The sequence below is a fragment of the Arthrobacter sp. JB02-1C genome (assembly GCF_057748045.1).
In genome coordinates, this window is sequence record NZ_CM173235.1 from 2,182,118 (window position 1) to 2,202,184 (window position 20,067).

A 20,067-nucleotide genomic window follows, 5' to 3' on the forward strand; every position below is an offset into this window, starting at 1 on the left:
CTTGTCGCGGTGCGGGCGTGTCCGCTGCTAGAGCGGGGCGCACTGGCCGTTGGTGGCGACCAGATCACGGATGGACTGCTCGTCGCCGTTGCGTTTGAAATCGTTGAGCATTTGTTCCGTGATCGGTTCGCCCTCCGGCGTGGTCGTCACCGGGGTGAAATCGGACGACGGCGGCGACGGTGCGGTGACGGGGTGCGCTCCTGCCGCGGACAATGGACCCGGCGCGGCCGCCGGTTGGCGGATGGTGTCGGCGGCGGCGGGCGCCGGGCCGAGCAGCTTGTCCACCGCCTGGTGGATCCGGTCGAAGTCCGGGACGGTGGAGAACGAAGCGTCGAAATCCGGCGGACCGATGGTGAGCCGGCCCACCGGCTGGCTCTTGGATTTCATGGCCAGGTCAACGAAGCTGCCGAGCTGGTTGGCGGAGATGTTGGAATCGACCACCTTGGTGCCGGCCTTGACGATGTCTTCGAACTTCGAGAGCAGTTTGGCGGGGTCCAGCTGTTTGAGCATGGCCTGCTGCACGCACTGCTGGCGCGCGATGCGGGCGTAATCGTCGACGAATTCCCGGGAGCGGCCGTACCAGAGGGCGTGATAGCCGTCCAGGGTGTTGTCACCGGCAGGGATCCAGCCCAGCGGCATGCCGTGGATGCCGTTGGCCTCATCGATGGTTTCGCCGCTGATGGGGACCCAGCCGCCGGCCTTGATCTTGATCCCGCCCATCGCGTCAATGAGTTTGGCGAAGCCGTCCATGTCGACCAGGACGTAGGCCTGGACCTTGATGCCGAGGGTGCCGGAGACCGCCTCCAGGGTGGCCTGCGCGCCCGGGTCTTCCACCCCTGGGTAGAGGTTCTGGTACTTGTTGGTGACCTCGGTGTTGATGGCGTTGATCAGGCACTCATCGCCGCAGTCGTAGCCGTCGGGGTAGATCTTCCGCATCGGGGAGTCGTCGCTGAACCGGGCGTTCTGGAGGTTGCGGGGGATCGAGATGATGGCGGACTGGCCGGTCTTGGCGTCCACGCTGATCACGGACAGGCTGTCCGGCCGGCGGCCGGTCCGGTCCGCCCCGGCGTCGCCGCCCATCATCAGGAAGTTGTAGCGGCCCTCGGACGGCTCCATCGCGGGTCCGTTGGCGAAGATCGTGCCGATCGCGTCCCGCCCGACGTTGAGCAGGTACGCGGCGTAGCCCAGGCTGCCGCTGCTGAGCAGCATGGCCAGGACCAGGGTGCCGATGACCGCCAGCCGGGTTCCGGACTCCAGCAGGACCGGGCGGATCAGGCGCAGGGTGTTGATGAACAGCGCGGCCCAGCCCAGGGCCAGCAGCGCGAGCAGGATCACCAGCAACAGCGAGGCGGCCGGGTTGGCGACCAGGTTGATCAGGGTGGCGCGGGAGGCCAGGAGCATCACGAGCGCCAGGACCACCACGGCCCAGACGGTGAGGGTGACCCGAAGGGCGGCCCGGCCCAGTCTGCGGTTGCCGGCCGCGATCTGGGCGCCGCCGGGGACCAGCAGGGTCAGCAGGATCAGCAGGAACGCACGCTTGGACAAGACCCGCTGGCCCGCCCCGGCGGGGTAGCGGACCGGATCCGTCAGGACCCCCGGGCGCCGCGTCCTTGCGGGCGCTGCGGCGAAACCATTGTTCATCTGCTGGATCCCTTACCGGCCGCCCCGGCTGGGGTTGTTGTCGTCGGCGAACACCTCGGCCACCTTGCTGCGCAGGCTGGCGCCTTTCCGGGTCGCGGCATCGTTGAGGGACTGCGCGAACTCCACCAGGTCGGACCGGAGCTGGACTGCGGTCGCGTCGGTGCCCGCGGCCAGGATCCGTACCGCCAGCAGCCCGGCGTTACGGGCGCCGGCGATCGAGACCGTGGCCACCGGAACGCCGGCGGGCATCTGCACGATGGACAGGAGCGAGTCCATTCCGTCGAGCGTTTTCAGCGGCACCGGGACGCCGATCACCGGCAGCGGAGTCACCGAGGCGAGCATGCCGGGCAGGTGCGCTGCGCCGCCGGCGCCGGCGATGATCACCCGCAGCCCGCGTTCGTGCGCGGTCTGCCCGTAGCGGAGCATCTCGGCGGGCATCCGGTGGGCGGACACGACGTCGGCCTCAAACGGGATGCCGAATTCAGCCAGCGCCTCGGCTGCGGCCTCCATCACGGGCCAGTCCGAGTCGGAACCCATCACAAGGCCCACGAGCGGGGCGGAGGGGGTGCCGGCCGCGGGGGATGGGGCCACGGGGGTGCTGTCGCTCACGTTGTCTCCTGGGTGGTTCCCGGGCCGGTGCCGGCGGGCAGCCGGCCGTCCGAGATGATGGCGGCGACGGCTCCGGCGCGTTGCCGGACGTCATCAACCTCTGCGGCGGCGGTGCCCAGGAGATTGACGTGGCCGATTTTGCGTCCCGGCCGCACCGTCTTGCCGTAACAGTGGACCTTCGCCGCGGGTTCGGCGGCGAGCGCGGCGGGGTAGGCGGAGAACAGGTCCTGGTTCGCGCCGCCGAGAAAGTTCTTCATGACCACCACAGGGCCGAGCAGGTCGGTGGCACCGAGGGGCAGGTTGAGGACCGCGCGCAGGTGTTGTTCGAACTGGCTGGTGACGGAACCGTCCTGGGTCCAGTGGCCGGTGTTGTGCGGCCGCATGGCGAGTTCGTTGATCAGGAAGCCGGCTCCGACGCCGGGGGTCTCGAACATCTCCACGGCCATGACGCCGGTGACGCCGAGTTCGTCCGCGATGCGGATCGCTGCGTCCTCGGCGGCGGCGGCGGTCTCCAGCGGAATGTCCAGCGCCGGGGCGATGACTTCGTCGCATACGCCGTCGACCTGGATGGTGTGCACGACTGGCCAGGCCCGTGATTCGCCGTCCGGGGTGCGGGCGACCATGGCCGAGAGCTCACGGCTGAACTCCACCTTGGTTTCGGCCAGCAGCGGTGACATGACCTCGAACCAGTCGGCCGAGGTGGCCGCGTCTTCGGCGGAATGGACGATCCGCACGCCCTTGCCGTCGTAGCCGCCGCGGGGTGTCTTCAGCACCACCGGCCATCCGGCGTCGTGGCCGAAGGCGACCAGGGCCTCGACGTCGGCCACCGCGGCCCAGCGCGGGTTGGGCAGCCCCAGCCGGTCGATGGCAGCACGCATGACCAGCTTGTCCTGGGCATTGACCAGCGCGTCGGGGCCCGGGTGCACGTTGACGCCCGCCTCGATCAGGGCGCGCAGGTGGCCGGTGGGGACGTGTTCGTGGTCGAAGGTCAGCACGTCCAGCCCGCGGGAAAACTCCAGGAGCTGGTCGAGGTCGGTGTAGTCGCCCACCGGTGCCTGGGCGACGGCAGCGACGGCGGAGACGTCGTCAGCCTCCGCCAGGACGCGGAGCTCGAAGCCGAGGGCGGTGGCGGCCGGGGCCATCATGCGGGCGAGCTGGCCGCCGCCAACCACCCCGATTACAGGAAAAGTCACGCCCCCCAGCCTACCGAAAACCTCGCTGGAACCGTCCGCCGCGCCCCAGCCCGGCCAAAACAGGGGCAGTTTCGGCGGCGGTCCGGCGTCGTTGGGCGGAGCCGGGCGCAGCTGGCTGCCGTCCTGCGGGGGCGTCCTCCCGGCAAACGGCGCTAAAATAGGCCGTCGGCCATCTGGCCAACTGATGCATAGGCCACGGAGGGTCATGATTAATACACTTGCGGACCGTGTTCGCGGACTGGCCTCGCTGTTCTGGCGGGAAGTGGCGAAGTTCGGCGCCGTCGGCGGTGTGGCGTTCGTCATCGACAACGGCCTGACGTACTACCTGATGCATGGCGCCATGTCGGACAGCGAAGCAAAGGCACGTTTCGTCGGCGCCACCGTCGCCACGATCTTCTCGTGGATCGCCAACCGCTTCTGGACCTTCCGGCACCGGCGCCAGGCCAACGTGCTGCGCGAATTTGCCATGTTTGTCCTGATCAACGGCATCGGGATCGGCATCTCCACCGGCCTGACCGCCCTCGCCAAGTACGGCATGGGCATCACGGACAAGAACCTGCTGTTCCTCGCCGGCGTCGCCGGCATCCTGGTGGCAACGGTGGTGCGGTTCTTCGCCTACCGCTTCCTGGTCTTTAACAAGGAGCTCGACGACGAGCCGGAGTTTTCCCACGACCACGAACTCATCGACCGCCAGCCGCAGACCGGAGCGGCCATCACCGTCCCGCCACAGGGCACCGGCCGGCCGGACCTCCCCGACGCCAAGCCTTAGACGGCCGGCCTTCTAAGCCGCCGCCCGGTTGCGCGGCCGCACGGTTGCCTGGCGCCGCTGCGCCCGGGGCCGATCAGCGGGCGGTAACGCGTTCCTCGCCGAGCAGCCGCTCGGTCACCGCGACGTCCGTGTGCACCAGCACCACCGAACCATCGCCGTTCCAGGCGCCCAGGGACCGGGCCAGCGCCGCCTCCAGGCCGTCGCCGGCCGCCACGAGCAGCCGCGCCCCGTCATCCCCGGCCGAGGCGAAGCCGTCCAGCAGCCGGGCGTGCGTGTGCAGTTCGCCGCCGCCGCTGCGGACGGCGGTGCGGCCGGCATCAGCCTCGACGTTCGGCATGAAGACGTCGCCGTGGGACCGCACCTCGGCGGCGTAGTCCACGACGCCGGAAGGCAGCGCACCGGGCCAGCGCATCGCCAGCGCCGGAAGGGCCACGGCCAGCACGGCCTCGAAGGCGCCGGCGGCGGCTCCCGGCCCGGGCTCCGCGGTGGCCAGCAGGTCGGCGTCGCCGCCGTCGAGCACCACCTCCATGCCGAGCTGCCAGCCGGCCAGCGCAAGGACCACCGATTTCCAGTGCGCGGGAAGATCCAGCCGAAGCCTGGTGCCGGGCTCCGCGTCGAGTTCGTCCTGCAGCAGGTTGCTGGTCTTGGCCACCCAGTTGTCCAGCACCCGGCCGGACAGTTCCACCCGCTCGGCGTCGGGTCCGTACCAGGTCAGCCGCGGGGAGGCGGACTGGCCTGATCGCAGGGCTGTCAGCAGGTCGATCGCCGGGATAGTCATGGCTTCATCCTGCCACGGCTGCCCAGGTGTGATCTCGGTCACCGGCCGGCCCGGAGCCCGGTGCGGGGCGGGGAGCTCCGTACACCCGAAATTTCCCTAAATGTCGGCCGGAATTCGTGCCAGAGGGGCCCGGCTGCGGGGCAGTTTGCCGTCACCCGGACGGGCGGCACAAAAATCCCGGGCGTGGCGTGGCAGCAAATCGCACCACATCCTGATTATTATTCCCGCCGTGGCTTGACTCCAGGATACTTACACGCGTGTAATTAGGTAACGAAAGCCGATGTGCAACAGCCGGCACTCAACCGAGTGTCCGAGGGTCAGGCAGCGGCTGCAAAATCAGAGAGGGAACGCCAATGGGGCTTGCAGAGCGTATCCATGAAGATGAAGTCACCGCCGGACAGGCGACGGCAAAACACCGTTCACGCGGGGTGCCGAGCGACTGGTACCTGGACCCGGCCGACCCGGACGCCGCGGAACGGTACAACGAACGCACCCAGGATGCGCTGCAGGACCAGGCGACGGCCTTCCTTGCGGCCCACGAGGCGCTCCAGACGGCAACGCCGGAGGCGGACCATGATCCGCTCGATCCGCCGATGGAACTGCAGACTCTGCACTCCCGGACCACCGCCCAGCCGGTCTGGATCGGCTTGGGCTCCCAGCAGGTCTTCGACGATGAAGGCGAACTGGGCTGGCAGACGGATGCGCTGTGCGCCCAAACCGACCCGGAGGCTTTCTTCCCGGAAAAGGGCGGCTCCACCCGCGACGCCAAAAAAGTGTGCGGCGCCTGCAACGTGCGGTCGCAGTGCCTGGAGTACGCCTTGTCCAATGACGAGCGCTTCGGGATCTGGGGCGGACTTTCGGAGCGGGAACGCCGCCGGCTTCGGAAGCGGGCAGTCTAATTCTTCAGGAAGTACACGTCACCGCCGTTGTGGTAGCCCACAACGGCGGTGATTATCTCCCCAGGACCCTCGCGGCTTTGGCGGCGCAAACCCGGCCGGCGGACGCCGCGATCGGCATCGATACCGGCTCGCGCGACCACTCCGCGGCCCTCCTCGAACAGGCCCTGGGCAGTTCCAGCGTGACCGTTGCCGACCACCTCAAGGGCGGGATGGGAGCCGCCGTGCAGGCGGCCCTCCAGGCGCTCGCGCCGGAGAGCCGGAAAAGCGGGTCCGCCGGCGCCGAGTGGATCTGGCTGCTGCACGACGACGCCGCGCCGGCCCCCGAAGCGCTGGCCGAACTGCTGCACGCCGTCGAGCGAGCGCCTTCGGTCACCGTCGCCGGCTGCAAACAGCTTGACTGGCACGCCGGCCGCCGGCTGATCGACGTCGGCCTTTCCACCAGCCGCTGGGCCGAGCGCCTCACCCTGATCGAAGCCGACGAACTCGACCAGGGCCAGTATGACGGCCGCACCGATACCTTCGCCGTCAACTCCGCGGGCATGCTGGTCCGGCGCGACGTGTGGGAGGAGCTGCGCGGCTTCGACCCGGCCCTGCCGGGCAGCGGCGACGACGTCGATTTCTGCTGGCGCAACCGGCTCGCGGGGCACCGCGTAGTGGTGGTCCCGAGCGCCCGGATGTTCCACGTCTCGCACCGGCCGCACGCGCTGGGAAACGCGACGGCGGCACGCAGGGCCCAGGTGTACCTCCGGCTCAAGCATGCCCCGGCCTGGAAGGTGCCGCTGCATGCGCTCGGCGCCCTGCTGGGCAGCCTGTTCAAACTCGTCCTCAGCGTCGCGGTCAAGGACCCGGGCCACGGGTTCTCGCAGCTGCTGGCCACGCTCGGCGCGCTGGGCCGGCCCGCTGCCGTGATCCGCGGCCGCCAGACGGCGGCCCGGACCCGGCGTATCCGGCGCTCGGTCATCAAGGGTCTGCAGACGCCGCGGCGCGAGGTGTGGGCGCACCGCCGCTCCCTGATGGAAGCGCTTGGTGCTGATGATTCCGACGACTTCGCCGGCAGCCGGGACCCGCTGGCCGAACAGCCCAGCGGCGACTCCACCGACGATTTCACTGCCCTCGGCACCACCGACCGGGGCTGGGTGGGCAACGGAGCCCTCCTGGCGGTGCTGGTCAGTGCGGCGGCTTCACTCGTGGGGTTGCTGGGACTGATCCGGGCGGAGGCCGCCACCGGCGGTGCCCTGCTTCCGGTGTCCGCCGGCCTGGGCGAGATCTGGGACCACGCTTCGAGCTGGTGGATAGCCCTGGGCGCCGGCCTGCCCGGCCACGGCGACCCTTTCGGTTACGTGCTGTGGCTGCTCGGTGTCCTCGGCGCCGGGAACGCCAGCGGCGCCACGGTTTGGCTGCTGATCCTGGCCATGCCGCTCTCCGCGTTGACCGCCTGGTTTGCTGCCGGCGCGCTGACCCAGCGGCGCCGGCTGCGGCTTGCTTCCGCGCTGGTCTGGGCCGGTGCCCCCGCCCTGCAGGTGTCCCTCAACCAGGGCCGCCTCGGTGCGCTGGTCGCACATCTGATGTTGCCGCTGCTGGTCCTGGCCCTGCTTCGCGCCACCGGGTCCGTCCCGGGCCGGGGCCGCTACGCGGTTCCGGCCCCGGGGGAGCGGCGCTTTACCGAGCACCCTCCGGCCAAACCCGGCGTCAACGGCACCCCGTCCTGGACCGCTGCGGCCGCAGCGGGACTCGCCCTGGCCGTCGTCACCGCGGCGGCGCCGTCCCTGCTCGTGCCCGCCGTCGTCGTGGTCGCACTCTGCGGCACGCTGTTGGGACGGCGCGGCCGCACCGTCTGGTGGTCGTTGCTGCCCAGCCTTGCGCTCTTCCTGCCGGTGGCGCTTTCGGTCCTGGACCGGCCCCGCGCCCTGCTGGCCGACCCGGGCGTGCAACTGGGCTTCGACGCGGCCCCGCTCTGGCAGCAGGCGCTGGGCCAGCCACTGCGCTTTGAAGCCGGCGCCGGCGTTGCCGGACTCGCCCTGTTCGGGCCCGGCGGCGTCCCGTGGGCGCTGCTGCTGGCCCTCCTGGTCGGCCTGCCGGTCCTGCTGCTCGCGCTCGGCGCACTCTTTGTTTCCGGCCGCCGCCGGGCCTGGCTGGTCCGCAGTTTCTGGGCGGCCGCGCTGTTGATGCTGGCCGGCGGCTGGCTGGCGGGGCACATCGCCACCGGCGCCGGTGCAGAAATCCTGGTCACCCCGTTCACCGGTCCGGCGGTATCGGCTGCCGGCTTCGCGCTGCTCGCAGCCGCCCTGATCGGGGCCGAGGCCCTGTTGGAGGGTGCTGCCGCCGCCCTCGCCGCCGGCCGCGACGTCCCGAACCGGCAAGTTCGGCTCCGCAGGGTAGTGGTCCGCGCAAGCGCGGCCGCCGCCGTGATCCTGCTGCTGGCCGGGCCCCTTGCCGGGCTCGCCGGCTGGGCCGCGCACAATGTGCTGCAACCCTCGGCGCCGGCTGCCGGCGGCGCCCTGGGCACCCCGAGGCTGGTCCAGGCGGGCAGCGCCCGCACCCTGCCCGCGACCGCCATCGACCGGGGCGAAGGCCCCGAACAGGCGCGCACCCTGGTCATCTCCGCCCGCGAAGACGGCGCGTTCGCGGCGTCCCTGGAGCGCGGCGCAGGAACCCGGCTGGACACCTTGTCCGCCATCGCTTCGGCCCGGCCCGTGATGGGCGCACCCGGAAAGGAGACGGTCCGTGAGGACGACGCCGTCGCTGCCTCGCTGCGCGGCGTGGTCGCCACCATCGTGGCCGGCCGGGGTGTGGACCCGCGCCGCGAGCTCGAGCAACTGGGCGTCGGCTTCGTGGTGCTTGACGCGACGGACAGTGCAGCCCAGCTGACCGCCAGCCGGATGGACGCGGTCCCGGGCCTGGTCGCCGTCGGGCAGACCGACGTCGGCTGGCTTTGGCGGATCAGCCCGCTCAACCAGCCGGTCATCCAGGCCGCCGACGTGGCCCACCGGGTCCGGATCGTCGACGGCACCGGGGCCACCACCGGGCTGCTGCCGGCGGACGCCGTCACGGCCGACGCCACCGTGCCCGCGGGCCCCGACGGCCGGCTGGTGGTCCTCGCCGAGCGCGCTGATCCGGGCTGGAGCGCCTGGCTGGACGGGCAGCGGCTGACGGCAACCTCCGCCGAGTGGGCCCAGGCCTTCACCCTGCCGGCCCACGGCGGCCGGCTCAGCATCCGCTACGAAAACCCCTGGACCCTGTGGACCGGCATTGCGCAGGGCGCCATGATCGGCCTGACAGTCCTCCTGGCCATCCCGATGCCTGCCCGACGGCCCCACACCGGGCTCTCCAGGGACGAAGGCTCGCTGCGTAAGGAACACCAGCATGCATGACGACCACGACGCGACCACCCCGCCGGACGGATCCCTCCCGGCCGCCGTTCCGCCCGTCTCGGCCGAGGGCGACCGGCGGGACCGCAGCCGACGCGGCGGCAAGGCGCGCGGCGTGGTACGCCCCCCAGCAGTCCCCGCAGCGCCGGGAGCCCGGGCCAAACGTTTGTCCGGCACCGTGGGCGGGATCGTCTCGGTCCTGGCGCTGATAGCGGCCGGCGGTGGCCTTGCGGCTGCCTCCGTCCTCGCACCGGCGGCTCCGGCCAGCAGGCCACTGGCCGCCCCGCTCGCCGCGGTCCCCGCCGGCAGCAGCGTCGGCATCTGCCCCGGCCCGGCACGCCTGCTCGAAGGCACTCCGGTCGGCACGGACCCCCAGTTCAGCCCGGAGTCAGCCACCGCCAAGAGCGCCGTCAGCGCGCTGGTGCTCAGTTCCAACACCGGCGAACTGCCCGGCAGCCGGCTCGCCGGGCTCAACGGCAACACCCTGCTGGAACTGGCCAAGGCTGCTCCGGCGACGGCTGCGCCGACGCCCGCCCCGGCCGGCCCGCCGGCGCTGCGGACCGCTGTGGCGCAGCGGACCGTCGATGCCGCCAGCGTGCTCAGCGCCGATGCGCTGGGAAACCGGCAGCCTGCCGCCGCCGCCGTGATGGCATACACTGCCGCCGACGGCGACCTGCGCGGCACCGCCGCCGCCGGCTGCCAGCGTCCGGCGAACGACCTGTGGCTGGTTGGCGCCAACACTGCCCTGGGCCGGACCGCGGTCCTGAACCTGAGCAATGCCACCGGTACGCCGGCCACCGTCAGCCTCGACCTTTTCGGCGCCAAGGGAGCCATCCCGGCCCCCGGAAGCCGCGGCCTGTTGGTCGCCCCCGGCAGCAGCCGGTCGATCATCCTTGCCGGCCTGGCCCCCGGGCAGGAGCAACTCAGTGTGCGGGTACGCAGCACCGGCGGCCCGGTCTCGGCCGTGATCCAGCAAAGCGTGCTCCGCGGGCTGACCCCGGGAGGGGTGGACTTCATCTCACCCGGAGCAGCGCCCGCCACCCGGCAGGTCATGACCGGCATCGACATCCAGGACCCTGCCGGGCTGGCGGCCCTTTCCGCCAAGCCCGGCTTCGCCGACGCTAAACCGGCACTGCAGATCACCGTCCCGGGCGCAACGGATGCCGTGGTGGACATCAAACTGTCCGGCCGTGACGGCCAGAAACCGCTGCCCGGCGGCGGGGTGGTCACCGCAAAGGCCGGAGCGGTCACAGAGGTGTCCCTGGCGGGCGTGCCGGCCGGCCATTACACCGTCTCTGCCGCTTCGGACGTTTCTTTTGCCGCTGCCGTCCGCGTCAGCCGCGGCCTGAAAGCGGAGGACGCCGCCGATTTCGCCTGGGCACCCTCGGCGGCACGGCTCGGGAGCCAGCACGTGGCGGCCGTCCCGGCCGGTGGCGCCAGGTTCCTGATGTTCGGGGCACCGGAAGACCGGGCCACGGTCACGTACACGCCGATCACCGCCGACGGCAAAGTCCGGGCAGCGGCGACGGCGGACATCGCCGGCGGGACCACCGCGTCGGTCCGGATCCCCGGGGAGGTGGGTGGCTCGCCGCTGGTGGGCTACCTCGTGTCCGGGGCCGGCGGCGCGGCGTACGGTGCGGTCATGCTGCAGCAGGACGGCGCGGCGGATATCGCCACTGTGCCGGTGGCGCCCGGGCCCGCGGGCCAGGAGCAGGTCCCGGTCGTCCTGGGCTACTAGCCGCACCCCGCAGAGCTGTACGTGGGGTCGGTCAGTAGCGGCGGCGGTAGACCGGATCCAGGGATTCCGGCGGGACGCCGAGCATTTCCGCCGTCCGCTCCACCACCACGTCGTGCACCAGGTCCTGCAGTTCCTCGGGGCTCCCGCAGGCCTGTTCCACGACCCGCCGGTACAGCGTGATCACGGGACCGTCCCCGGCCGCAGCCGGGGCATACGCGCCCATCGGCGCGGGCGCCCCGTCGGCCACGAGCTGTTCCAGCCCGGGCGGGATCTCCTCCACGGCGAAGCGGACGCCGTCCAGCGGCTTGCCCCAGATATCGTGCAGGCGCTGGGCCGAATCCAGGACAAGGTCATCGAAACGGTCGGAGCGCGTCCGGTAGCCGGGCAGGGTGGGAAGCATCAGTTCGCCGCGCAGGCCGCGGCCGTGCCGGTTCCTGCGGCGGTCGCGGAAGCTCTTGCCCTGGGCTGAGCCGCTGCCTGCAGGGTCAGCCAACCGGACCGTAAAGCCGGGTTCTAGGTGCGATGACTGCATAGCTTGACTCTAAACCCGGCGCCGGAATTCTGCGACACGGCGGCCTCCCCGCCGCGGGCACGCCCTGCTCCGGTGCACAGCAGCGTTTCAATACACCGGTCAGCCGGTGGGGAGGGGTAGTCTGTGATGTCGTGGGTGCAATTCGTCAGTGTTCCAGGTCAGCCTGCCGCAATTCGGCGGTGGCGACTTTGACGTACGTCTACGCCGACTCCACCGCTGTGCTGGGCCCGCTGGCCACCTACGCCGAACCGCACTGCTACGACCTGTGCGAGCAGCATGCCGACTCCCTGACGGTTCCGCGCGGCTGGGAAGTCCTGCGGCTCGCGATGCCCGCCACTCCGGCCGGGCCCGGCCCCGACGACCTGCTGGCCCTGGCCAACGCGGTCCGTGAGGCCGCCAGGCCCGCAGCGACAGAGCCGGGCCAAGGGCAGCGGGCGGCCCACCCGGCACTGGAGGCCCCGGCAGCCGCCGAGGGAACACGCCGGGGGCACCTGCGCGTCCTGCGCGAACCGTCCTGAATCCCGAACTGGCGGTAGGCTGGACAATGAAATCTGCGTCGGCCACCGGCGCCTGCCGCGCCGCCCCCAGGGAGCCTCCACCATGTCACTGATCAGTCCCGAACTGTTGTCTGTCCTGCGCTGCCCCGTTACCGGTTCGGCGCTGGTCCAGGAGGGGGAGGAACTTGTCACGGCCGGCGAGGACACTGGCGGCGAACGCCTCCGCTACGCCATCGAGGACGGCATTCCGCTGCTGCTGCCGCCGGAGCTGGTGGCAGCCGCCGCTGCTGCCCCCTCGGACCAGCACGACGGCGGCGGGACCGGCGCAGCCGCCCCGCACACGGCAGGGTAATACCTCCCGGCTCCCGGCCAGCCCCGGCAGCGGATCACCGCGGCCGGAACAGCGAGCCGCCGGCCCATCGCCCGGCGCTCCGGCGCCGAACCACTGCCTGTCCGCACAGCTTGACCCGGTAACCCCCAAAGGATCCCCATGACTTTCGACTACAAAATTGCCGACATCTCGCTGGCCGAGGCCGGCCGGCACCAGATCCGTCTGGCCGAGCACGAGATGCCCGGCCTGATGTCCCTGCGCGAGGAATTCGGCCCCAGCCAGCCGCTCAAGGGCGCCCGGATCGCCGGGTCGCTGCACATGACGGTGCAGACCGCCGTGCTGATCGAAACCCTCACCGCCCTCGGCGCCGAGGTCCGCTGGGCCTCCTGCAACATCTTCTCCACCCAGAACGAGGCCGCCGCGGCCGTCGTCGTCGGCAAGGGCACCGTCGAGGACCCGCAGGGCGTGCCGGTGTTTGCCTGGAAGGGCGAGACGCTCGAGGAATACTGGTGGACCGCCGAGCAGATCCTGACCTGGCCCGGTGCGGACAGCAACCCGGACCTGGGACCGAACATGATCCTCGACGACGGCGGTGACGCCACCATGCTGGTGCACAAGGGCGCCGAGTTCGAAGCCCTCGGTGCCGTGCCGGCGACGTCCGATGACGAATCCGAGGAGGGCCGGGTCTTCCTGTCCGTGCTGCGCGCCTCGCTCGAAAAGGACCCGCAGAAGTGGACCCGGATCGGCTCCCGCCTGCTCGGCGTGACCGAGGAAACCACCACCGGCGTGCACCGCCTGTACCAGCTCGCGGAGCAGGGCAAGCTGCTGTTCCCGGCGATCAACGTCAACGACTCGGTCACCAAGAGCAAGTTCGACAACAAGTACGGCATCCGGCACTCCCTGCCCGACGGCATCAACCGGGCCACCGACGTGCTGATGGGCGGCAAGGTCGCCGTCGTCTGCGGCTACGGCGACGTCGGCAAGGGCGCCGCGGAGGCGTTCCGCGGCCAGGGCTCGCGGGTGATCGTGACCGAGATCGACCCCATCTGCGCGCTGCAGGCGGCCATGGACGGCTACCAGGTGGCAACGCTGGAGAACGTCCTGGCCGAGGGCCACATCTTCATCACCACCACCGGCAACAAGGACGTCATCATGGCCGAGCACATGGCCGGGATGCGCGACAAGGCGATCGTGGGCAACATCGGCCACTTCGACAACGAGATCGACATGGCCGGCCTCGCCCGGATCCCCGGCATCAAGAAGGTCGAAATCAAGCCGCAGGTGCACGAATGGGTCTTCGACTCCGGCACCGAGGAGCAGCGCTCCATCATCGTGCTCTCCGAGGGCCGGCTGCTGAATCTCGGCAACGCCACCGGCCACCCGTCCTTCGTGATGAGCAACTCCTTCGCCAACCAGACCATCGCCCAGATCGAACTGTTCACCAAGGCCGGGCAGCCGGAGGGCGAGCGGGAGTACGAGAAGCAGGTGTACGTCCTGCCGAAGGTCCTCGACGAGAAGGTGGCCCGGCTGCACCTGGACGCCCTCGGCGCCGAGCTCACCGAGCTGACCAAGGAACAGGCCGCCTATCTTGACCTCGACCCGGCCGGCCCCTACAAGCCGGAGCACTACCGCTACTAAGCTCCGGGCGGACAGCGCCGGGCCCCGGACTTCGCGGTCCGGGGCCCGGTCGCTGCCGTCCGGCGGCCGTAACCGGATCGTGGCAGCCGGGGGCGCAGTTTCGCGTCGAATCTGGCCTATGCTTTCAACGTAGCCCCTGGAAGGATCCCACTATCGTGATCGCCCCGAAGCGCTGGAGCGCCGGCCGGAAAGCCGCCGTGCTGGCGGCGGTATGCGCCCTGGCCGCCGGTGGCGGCGTGTTCGCCGCGGCCGGACCCCTGGCGCACCCGTCGTTCGCTTCGGAGGCTGCCTCCCCGGAGCGGGCAATGCCGGGACTGGCGTTCCCGGTGGTTCCCCCGGTGCAGGTCAGTGCCGCGCCGGCGGACGCCGCCACCCAGGTCAACCCGGCCGCACCAGTGACCCTCAAGGTCGGCAACGGCCGGATCGAGCGGGCTGCCCTCACCAGTGCTGCCGGTGATGCCGTCGCGGGGACTTTGAGCGCCGACGGCGCCAGTTGGGCCGCGTCCGCGCCGCTGAAGTTCAACACGCGCTACAACTACACCTACGCCGTTACGGACGGTGCGGGCCGCACCACGAACACCACGCGCAGCTTCAGCACGGTCTCCACCGCCAATGAGGCCGATGCGGCCATCTACCCACTGGACGGAATGAGGGTGGGAGTGGCGCAGCCCCTGCAGATCACCTTCAGTGAGCCGGTGCTGAACCGGGACGCGGTGGAAAAGGCCATCAAGATCAGCTCCAGCGCAGGCCAGGCCGGCGACTTCCACTGGTTCAGCAACACCATGGTCCGCTACCGGCCGGAAAACTTCTGGACGGCCAACAGCACTGTCACCATGGACCTGAAGCTGTTCGGCGTCGACCTCGGAAAAGGGCAGATCGGCAACTTCAACAAGTCGGTCACGGTGCACATCGGCGACAAGAAGGTGGCCGTCGCGGACGCCACCGCGCACACCTTCAAGGCGTTTATCAACGACAAGCAGGTCGGTGAGTGGCCGGCCACCATGGGGGATACCCGGTTCCCGTCCGCGCGCGGGTACCTGGTCCTGATGGAGAAATACCGGGTGGAGCACATGGACGCCTCCACGATCGGACTCAAACCGGGCGACCCGGCGTACTACGGCGAGCTGGACGTCAACTTCGCCACCCGCCTGACCCCCAGCGGGGAGTTCATCCACCAGGCCACGGACTCGGCGATGCCGTACATCGGCAAGGTCAACCTGTCCCACGGCTGCATCGGCCTCGGACCGGACGGTGCGCAGTGGGTCTACGACAACATGACCGCGGGCGATGTCGTCCACGTCGTCAACACCGAGGGCGACTACGCCAACTTCGACGACGGTTTCGGGGACTGGAACATCCCCTGGGCGCAGTACGCGAACTAATTAGCAGGACAAGGACGGACAGTCATTTGGGGGACAGCATGGACCAGCCGGTGAACGCGCGCCCGGCCGGGCGCCGCACAGCAGGGAGCAGCACAGCGGGCAGCAGACCGGGAAGCCGGCGCAGGGCCGACGCCACGGGGAAAGTCCGGGGAAAGATGCTGGCCGTCGTCGGGCTCTGCCTCGCCGTCGGCGCCGGCGGGATCGGCGCGGCCACCGCGCCGGTCTGGGCGGACAGTGCGTTTCCGTCGGAAGCCTCCTCACCGATGCGCAATGTCGCGGGCCTGGCAGCGCCCGTGGTGAAAGCGGTGGAGCTGGGGGCGACACCGACCGACGGCGCCAAGGGCGTCAACCCCGCAGCCCTTCCCTCCGTCAAGGTCGTCAATGGCACTGTCAAGGACGTGGAACTCCGGCCGGAGTCGGGCGGCGCCGCCGTGCCCGGTATGACCGGTCCCGACGGCTCCACCTGGACCGCCGAGGACCCGCTGGAGTTTGATACCAGCTACCGGTACGGCTTCACGGTCGTTGACCTTGCCGGTCGCGAGACAAGGCAGAGCCGGACCTTCTCCACCGTCGCGAAGGCCAACGAAGCCGACGCCGCCGTCTACCCGCTCAACGGCAGCACCATCGGGGCGGGCCAGCCGATCGAAATCGTCTTCAGTGAGCCGGTCCTCAACAAGGCGGCCCTCGAAAAGGCCGTGGCCGTCACGGCGTCCTCCGGCCAGGCCGTCGCCTGGCGCTGGTACTCGGACCGCCGGGTCCGGATCAGGCCGGAAACCTTCTGGGCCGCGAACACCCGGATCTCCGTGGACCTGCGGCTCTTCGGCGTGGATTTCGGCAACAAAATGGTCGGCAACGCGGACGCCAAGGTCACCTATACGGTCGGGCCGCAGCGCCTCGCCGTCGTGGACGATATCAGCAAGACGATGAAGGTCTACTTCGACGGGAAACTCGTCCGCACCGCCCCGGTCACTCTCGGCAGCCCGGACTGGCTGTCGCCGACCGGCTACGCGGTGATCATGGAACAGGAACGCTTCTCCAAGTTCAACGCCGGCAGCATCGGCCTGAAACCGGGGGACAAGGGTTACTACCCGCCGCTGACCGTGGAGCACGCCAACCGGCTCACCACCTCGGGCGTGTACGTCCACCAGGCACTGGAATCCGCCTGGGGTGCCGTGGGCCGGTCCAACGTCTCGCACGGCTGTGTCGGCCTGCTCCCGGCGGATGCGCAATGGTTCTTCAACAACATGAAGACCGGGGACGTGGTCCAGACCCTCAACACCGGTGCCCCGGCCGTCGAGCCGCTCGAAGGTTTCGGCGACTGGAACATCCCCTGGGCCCAGTACGCCAAACGCTGACGCCGGGAAAATGCCCCAAATCGGCGGTCCACGGGGTGGCACCTCGCCGCCGGTGAGGCACGGACGGTAGGCTCGACGTCAGATATGTGGCGCCGCCGGACCGGGTCCGGCGGCGCGGAAGCCTACGGAAGCGAAGCTGCAGTGACTGATACGAGTCCCACCCCTCCGAACCGGCAGGCTCCCCCCGTGGAGCCGGTCGAGGACGACGACGAGCCCGCCTTCGAGTGGATGAAGCCGGCCGCGGGGGCAGCTCCGGCGGCGGGTGAGCGCCAGGGCCGGCGGGCCGAGCGGATGGCCGCCGCCGCCGACGCTGACAACCCCGCCGCAACGGGCGGCGTGACCCCCGGTGCTACCGCTGCCGGCGGGGACGACGGCGGCGCCGGTGCCTCGCCGTCGACCTCGGCGCTGCAGCTTAGGCCGCCCCAGGAAGAAGTGGAGCGCCGGAACGCCGAACGCGAACACGCTGCCAACGCGAAGCCGGTGGCGCCCCGCGTCCTGCAGGTGCTGCTGGCGGTCTGCTATCCGGTGATCCTGCTGGTGCTCGCGGTCCGGACCGTAGCCACACCGCTGTTTCTCTGGGTGGAGTACAACCGCCCGGGCTTCCCGGGCGACGGCTACGGCTTCAACACCGACGACCGGATGACCTACGGTTCCTACGCCGTCGACTACCTGAGCAACTGGTCCGGCCCGCGTTACCTCGGCGACCTGGTCGCCCGCAGCGGGGACAAGCTGTTCAAGGACGGCGAAGTCAGCCACATGGCCGACGTAAAGCTTGTCATGCTGTCCTCCCTCGGCGCAGGGGCGGTGCTGGCCCTCCTCAGCCTGATCGCCATCCTCTACCTCCGGCGCCGCCGCAACGGCGGCGTCCGCCGGGGCCTTTTCGCCGGCTCCATCGCAACCCTCGTGATCATCATCGGCCTCGGCGTGTTGGCGGTCCTGGGCTGGGAACAGTTCTTCACCGAGTTCCACCGGGTGTTCTTCGCCAACGGCACCTGGACGTTCTCGCTGCAGGACACGCTGATCCGCCTGTTCCCGGGCCAGTTCTGGGTTGATGCCGGCATCACGATCGGCGGCCTGGTCCTGCTCGCCGCCATCGTCACCCTCATCCTGACCTGGCCGACCCGGAAACGCCGCGGACTCCCGCCGCGCAAGGCCGCGGCCAAGGCCCAGGCCGCGCTCAATGCCCAGGCGGATGCCGCAGAGGCGGCTGACCCGGCAGCGCCCAAGGGCAGGCGTTTCAGGCGCCGGAATGGCTCTGCGGAATCCCGGACCGGCGCCGGCGCAAGCCAGTCGCCCAGCGCCGGTGGAAACAGCGCCGGCGGAGCCGATGAAGTCGGCGGCGAGGATTCGACCGGCGAGCGGGCCGGCACCGCGCAGGAGCGCTAGCCAAGGAACCGGAAACCGGAAAGCCGAAAGCGGCAGGCACCCGAGGGTGGCTGCCGCTTTCGCGTCCGGTCCTGGGACCTAGCCGTAGATCCCGTCGATCTCGGTGGAAAAGTCCCGCACCACGGCGGAACGCTTCAGCTTCAGGGACGGCGTCAGATGCCCGGACTCGACGGTGAAGTCGGCGCCCAGCACCACGAAGCCGCGGATTGACTCGGCCTTCGAGACCAGGGTGTTGGCTTCGTCGACGGCAGCCTGGATCGCGGCCCGGACCTCCCCGTCGGCGGCGGCCTCCGTCGTTGCCAGCACCGGCCGGCGCCGTGCGGCGCACCAGCTCTGCAGACCTTCCGGATCCAGGTTCACCAGGGCGGAGACGAACGGCCGGCCGTCGCCGACCACCACAGCCTGGGCCACCAGCGGATGTTCCCGGATCTTCTCCTCCAGCGGTCCCGGAGCGACGTTTTTGCCGCCGGCGGTGACCAGCAGGTCCTTCTTCCGCCCGGTGATGGTCAGGAAGCCGTCGGCGTCGAGGGAGCCGAGGTCGCCCGTGCGGAAGAAACCGTCCACGAAGGCCTCGGCGTTGGCGGTTGCGTTCGCGTGGTAGCCCTTGAAGACGCCGATGCCCTTGACCAGAACCTCGCCGTCGTCGGCGATCCTGATGGTGGTGCCGGGCACCGGGATCCCCACCGTCCCGACCTTGGTGCGGGTGGGTGTGTTGGCCGTACACGGCGCCGTCGTCTCGGTCAGGCCATAGCCTTCGAGGACCGGAATCCCGGCACCGCGGAAGAAGTGCGCGTCGCTGGAACGGAGCGGGCTCGCCCCGGACACCGTGTAGCCGAGCTCTCCGCCGAACGCCTGCCGCAGTTTCGGATACAGCACCTTGTCGAAGAGGCCCCGTTTGGCGCGCAGGACCAGGCCCGGTCCGGTGCCCTCGCCGCGGTTGGCGGCGTCAACCGCCTTTGAGTACTCAATCGCGGTGGCGGCGGCGGTGCCGAACAGCCTGTCCTTGCCGGCCGCGGCCGCCTTCTGGGCAGCCCCGGCGTATACCTTCTCGAAGATCCTGGGGACCGCCAGCAGGAAGCTGGGCTTGAACGTTCCAAGGTCGGACAGGAGTTCCTGGGCATTGGAAGTATGGCCCACCGTGGTGCCCGCGCTGAGGCAGATCACCTGGACGGCGCGGGCCAGGACATGGGCCAGCGGCAGGAACATCAGCGTCCTGGTGCGCGGCTGCAGCAGAATCTCCGGCAGGAACAGGATGATGTTCTTCGCGACCAGGGCGAAGTTGCCGTGCGTGATCTCGCAGCCCTTGGGGCGTCCCGTCGTGCCCGAGGTGTAGACCAGGGATGCCACGTCTGCCAGCCCGGCCGCGGACCGCTGCCGCTCGAGTTCGGCGTCTGAGATCCCGGCGCCGGCCGCCGCGAGGCTGGCGAGGTTGGGGGCGTCGCCGTCGTAGTCCATCCGGACGATGCCGGGGACCCGTTCCGCCAACAGCCCGGAACCGTCCAAAACGCCCTGGACCAGCGCCGCCTTCGCCTGGTCCTCCACGAAGACCCTGCGGGCTCCGGAGTCGTGCAGGATCCACTCGACCTGGCTGGCCGACGACGTCTCATAGATCGGCACGCTCACGCCCCCGGCGAACCAGACCGCGAAGTCCACCAGGGTCCATTCGTAACGGGTTGCGGACATGACAGCGACCGTCTCGCCCCGGGACAGGCCGCCGGCGATCAGGCCTTTGGCCAGTGACCTGACCTGTGCCAGGAACTGCTGGGCGGGCACGTCGGTCCAGCCCGACGGGCCTTTGCGGGCGTAGAGCGGGTGCACCGGATCCTTGGCGTGCTGCTCCAGCAGCAGATCCGTCACATTGCTGGCCGGATCCAGCTCCACGAGCAGCCCGGTGCTAGCTTCTCTCAAACCCGTCCCTCCCGATCCGTTACCGGTCCCGGCGGCCCCGGGC

The 20,067-nt window shown here is 70.3% G+C and carries 16 protein-coding genes; 10 read left to right on the forward strand and 6 right to left on the reverse strand.

The window, feature by feature from the left end:
- Positions 1-27: 27 nt before the first annotated feature.
- The 3 genes from AC3ANP_RS10425 to AC3ANP_RS10435 form a co-directional block, all read right to left on the reverse strand.
- Positions 28-1,641, reverse strand: a complete 1,614-nt coding sequence (locus AC3ANP_RS10425) for an LCP family protein (RefSeq protein ID WP_488330115.1) — start codon at positions 1,639-1,641, stop codon at positions 28-30.
- 12 nt (positions 1,642-1,653) lie between these two features.
- Entirely contained in the window at positions 1,654-2,178 is a 525-nt protein-coding gene (gene purE, locus AC3ANP_RS10430; RefSeq protein WP_488333019.1) for a 5-(carboxyamino)imidazole ribonucleotide mutase, read from the reverse strand.
- 68 nt (positions 2,179-2,246) lie between these two features.
- Positions 2,247-3,395: a 5-(carboxyamino)imidazole ribonucleotide synthase gene (locus AC3ANP_RS10435; RefSeq protein ID WP_488333020.1), complete on the reverse strand. Its 1,149-nt coding sequence runs from the start codon at positions 3,393-3,395 to the stop codon at positions 2,247-2,249.
- Positions 3,396-3,648: 253 nt separating this feature from the next.
- Here AC3ANP_RS10435 and AC3ANP_RS10440 point away from each other — a divergent pair, with 253 nt between their 5' ends.
- Entirely contained in the window at positions 3,649-4,212 is a 564-nt protein-coding gene (locus AC3ANP_RS10440; RefSeq protein ID WP_488330116.1) for a GtrA family protein, read from the forward strand.
- Between the two features lie 73 nt (positions 4,213-4,285).
- Here the strand turns inward: AC3ANP_RS10440 and AC3ANP_RS10445 are convergent, their stop codons facing one another.
- Positions 4,286-4,990 (reverse strand): TIGR03089 family protein, encoded by a 705-nt coding sequence (locus AC3ANP_RS10445; protein WP_488330117.1) that lies wholly within the window; start codon positions 4,988-4,990, stop codon positions 4,286-4,288.
- A 353-nt stretch (positions 4,991-5,343) separates the two neighbouring features.
- Between AC3ANP_RS10445 and AC3ANP_RS10450 the strand changes: the two genes are divergently transcribed.
- Genes AC3ANP_RS10450 through AC3ANP_RS10460 form a run of 3 tightly spaced genes read left to right on the forward strand, consistent with a single transcriptional unit; the run spans position 5,344 to position 10,995 of the window.
- On the forward strand, positions 5,344-5,889 hold the full coding sequence (locus AC3ANP_RS10450) for a WhiB family transcriptional regulator (RefSeq protein ID WP_488330118.1): 546 nt from the start codon (positions 5,344-5,346) through the stop codon (positions 5,887-5,889).
- Positions 5,890-5,918: 29 nt separating this feature from the next.
- The gene (locus AC3ANP_RS10455; RefSeq protein WP_488330119.1) at positions 5,919-9,260 is read left to right on the forward strand and encodes a glycosyltransferase family 2 protein; all 3,342 of its coding nucleotides are present in this window, start codon (positions 5,919-5,921) and stop codon (positions 9,258-9,260) included.
- Positions 9,253-10,995, forward strand: coding sequence for a DUF5719 family protein (locus AC3ANP_RS10460; RefSeq protein WP_488330120.1), 1,743 nt, complete (start codon positions 9,253-9,255; stop codon positions 10,993-10,995). Before AC3ANP_RS10455 ends, AC3ANP_RS10460 begins: the two co-directional genes overlap by 8 nt.
- Before the next feature lie 31 nt (positions 10,996-11,026).
- On the opposite strand, the gene AC3ANP_RS10465 is transcribed toward AC3ANP_RS10460, so the two are convergent.
- Positions 11,027-11,527, reverse strand: a complete 501-nt coding sequence (locus AC3ANP_RS10465; protein WP_488330121.1) for a metallopeptidase family protein — start codon at positions 11,525-11,527, stop codon at positions 11,027-11,029.
- A gap of 131 nt (positions 11,528-11,658) precedes the next feature.
- On the opposite strand from AC3ANP_RS10465, the gene AC3ANP_RS10470 reads away from it, so the two are divergent.
- The 6 genes from AC3ANP_RS10470 to AC3ANP_RS10495 all read left to right on the forward strand — a co-directional run bounded on the left by AC3ANP_RS10470 (position 11,659) and on the right by AC3ANP_RS10495 (position 18,116).
- Complete coding sequence (locus AC3ANP_RS10470; protein ID WP_488330122.1) at positions 11,659-12,045, forward strand: DUF3499 domain-containing protein; 387 nt, start codon at positions 11,659-11,661, stop codon at positions 12,043-12,045.
- A gap of 82 nt (positions 12,046-12,127) precedes the next feature.
- Complete coding sequence (locus AC3ANP_RS10475; RefSeq protein WP_488330123.1) at positions 12,128-12,376, forward strand: Trm112 family protein; 249 nt, start codon at positions 12,128-12,130, stop codon at positions 12,374-12,376.
- A 138-nt stretch (positions 12,377-12,514) separates the two neighbouring features.
- The gene (ahcY, locus tag AC3ANP_RS10480) at positions 12,515-13,993 is read left to right on the forward strand and encodes an adenosylhomocysteinase (protein ID WP_488330124.1); all 1,479 of its coding nucleotides are present in this window, start codon (positions 12,515-12,517) and stop codon (positions 13,991-13,993) included.
- A 158-nt stretch (positions 13,994-14,151) separates the two neighbouring features.
- Positions 14,152-15,375: a L,D-transpeptidase gene (locus tag AC3ANP_RS10485; RefSeq protein ID WP_488333021.1), complete on the forward strand. Its 1,224-nt coding sequence runs from the start codon at positions 14,152-14,154 to the stop codon at positions 15,373-15,375.
- A 155-nt stretch (positions 15,376-15,530) separates the two neighbouring features.
- Positions 15,531-16,730, forward strand: a complete 1,200-nt coding sequence (locus AC3ANP_RS10490) for a L,D-transpeptidase (RefSeq protein WP_488330125.1) — start codon at positions 15,531-15,533, stop codon at positions 16,728-16,730.
- A 141-nt stretch (positions 16,731-16,871) separates the two neighbouring features.
- Complete coding sequence (locus AC3ANP_RS10495) at positions 16,872-18,116, forward strand: TIGR01906 family membrane protein (protein ID WP_488330126.1); 1,245 nt, start codon at positions 16,872-16,874, stop codon at positions 18,114-18,116.
- 78 nt (positions 18,117-18,194) lie between these two features.
- On the opposite strand, the gene AC3ANP_RS10500 is transcribed toward AC3ANP_RS10495, so the two are convergent.
- Positions 18,195-20,024, reverse strand: coding sequence for an AMP-dependent synthetase/ligase (locus tag AC3ANP_RS10500; protein WP_488330127.1), 1,830 nt, complete (start codon positions 20,022-20,024; stop codon positions 18,195-18,197).
- Positions 20,025-20,067 lie beyond the last annotated feature (43 nt).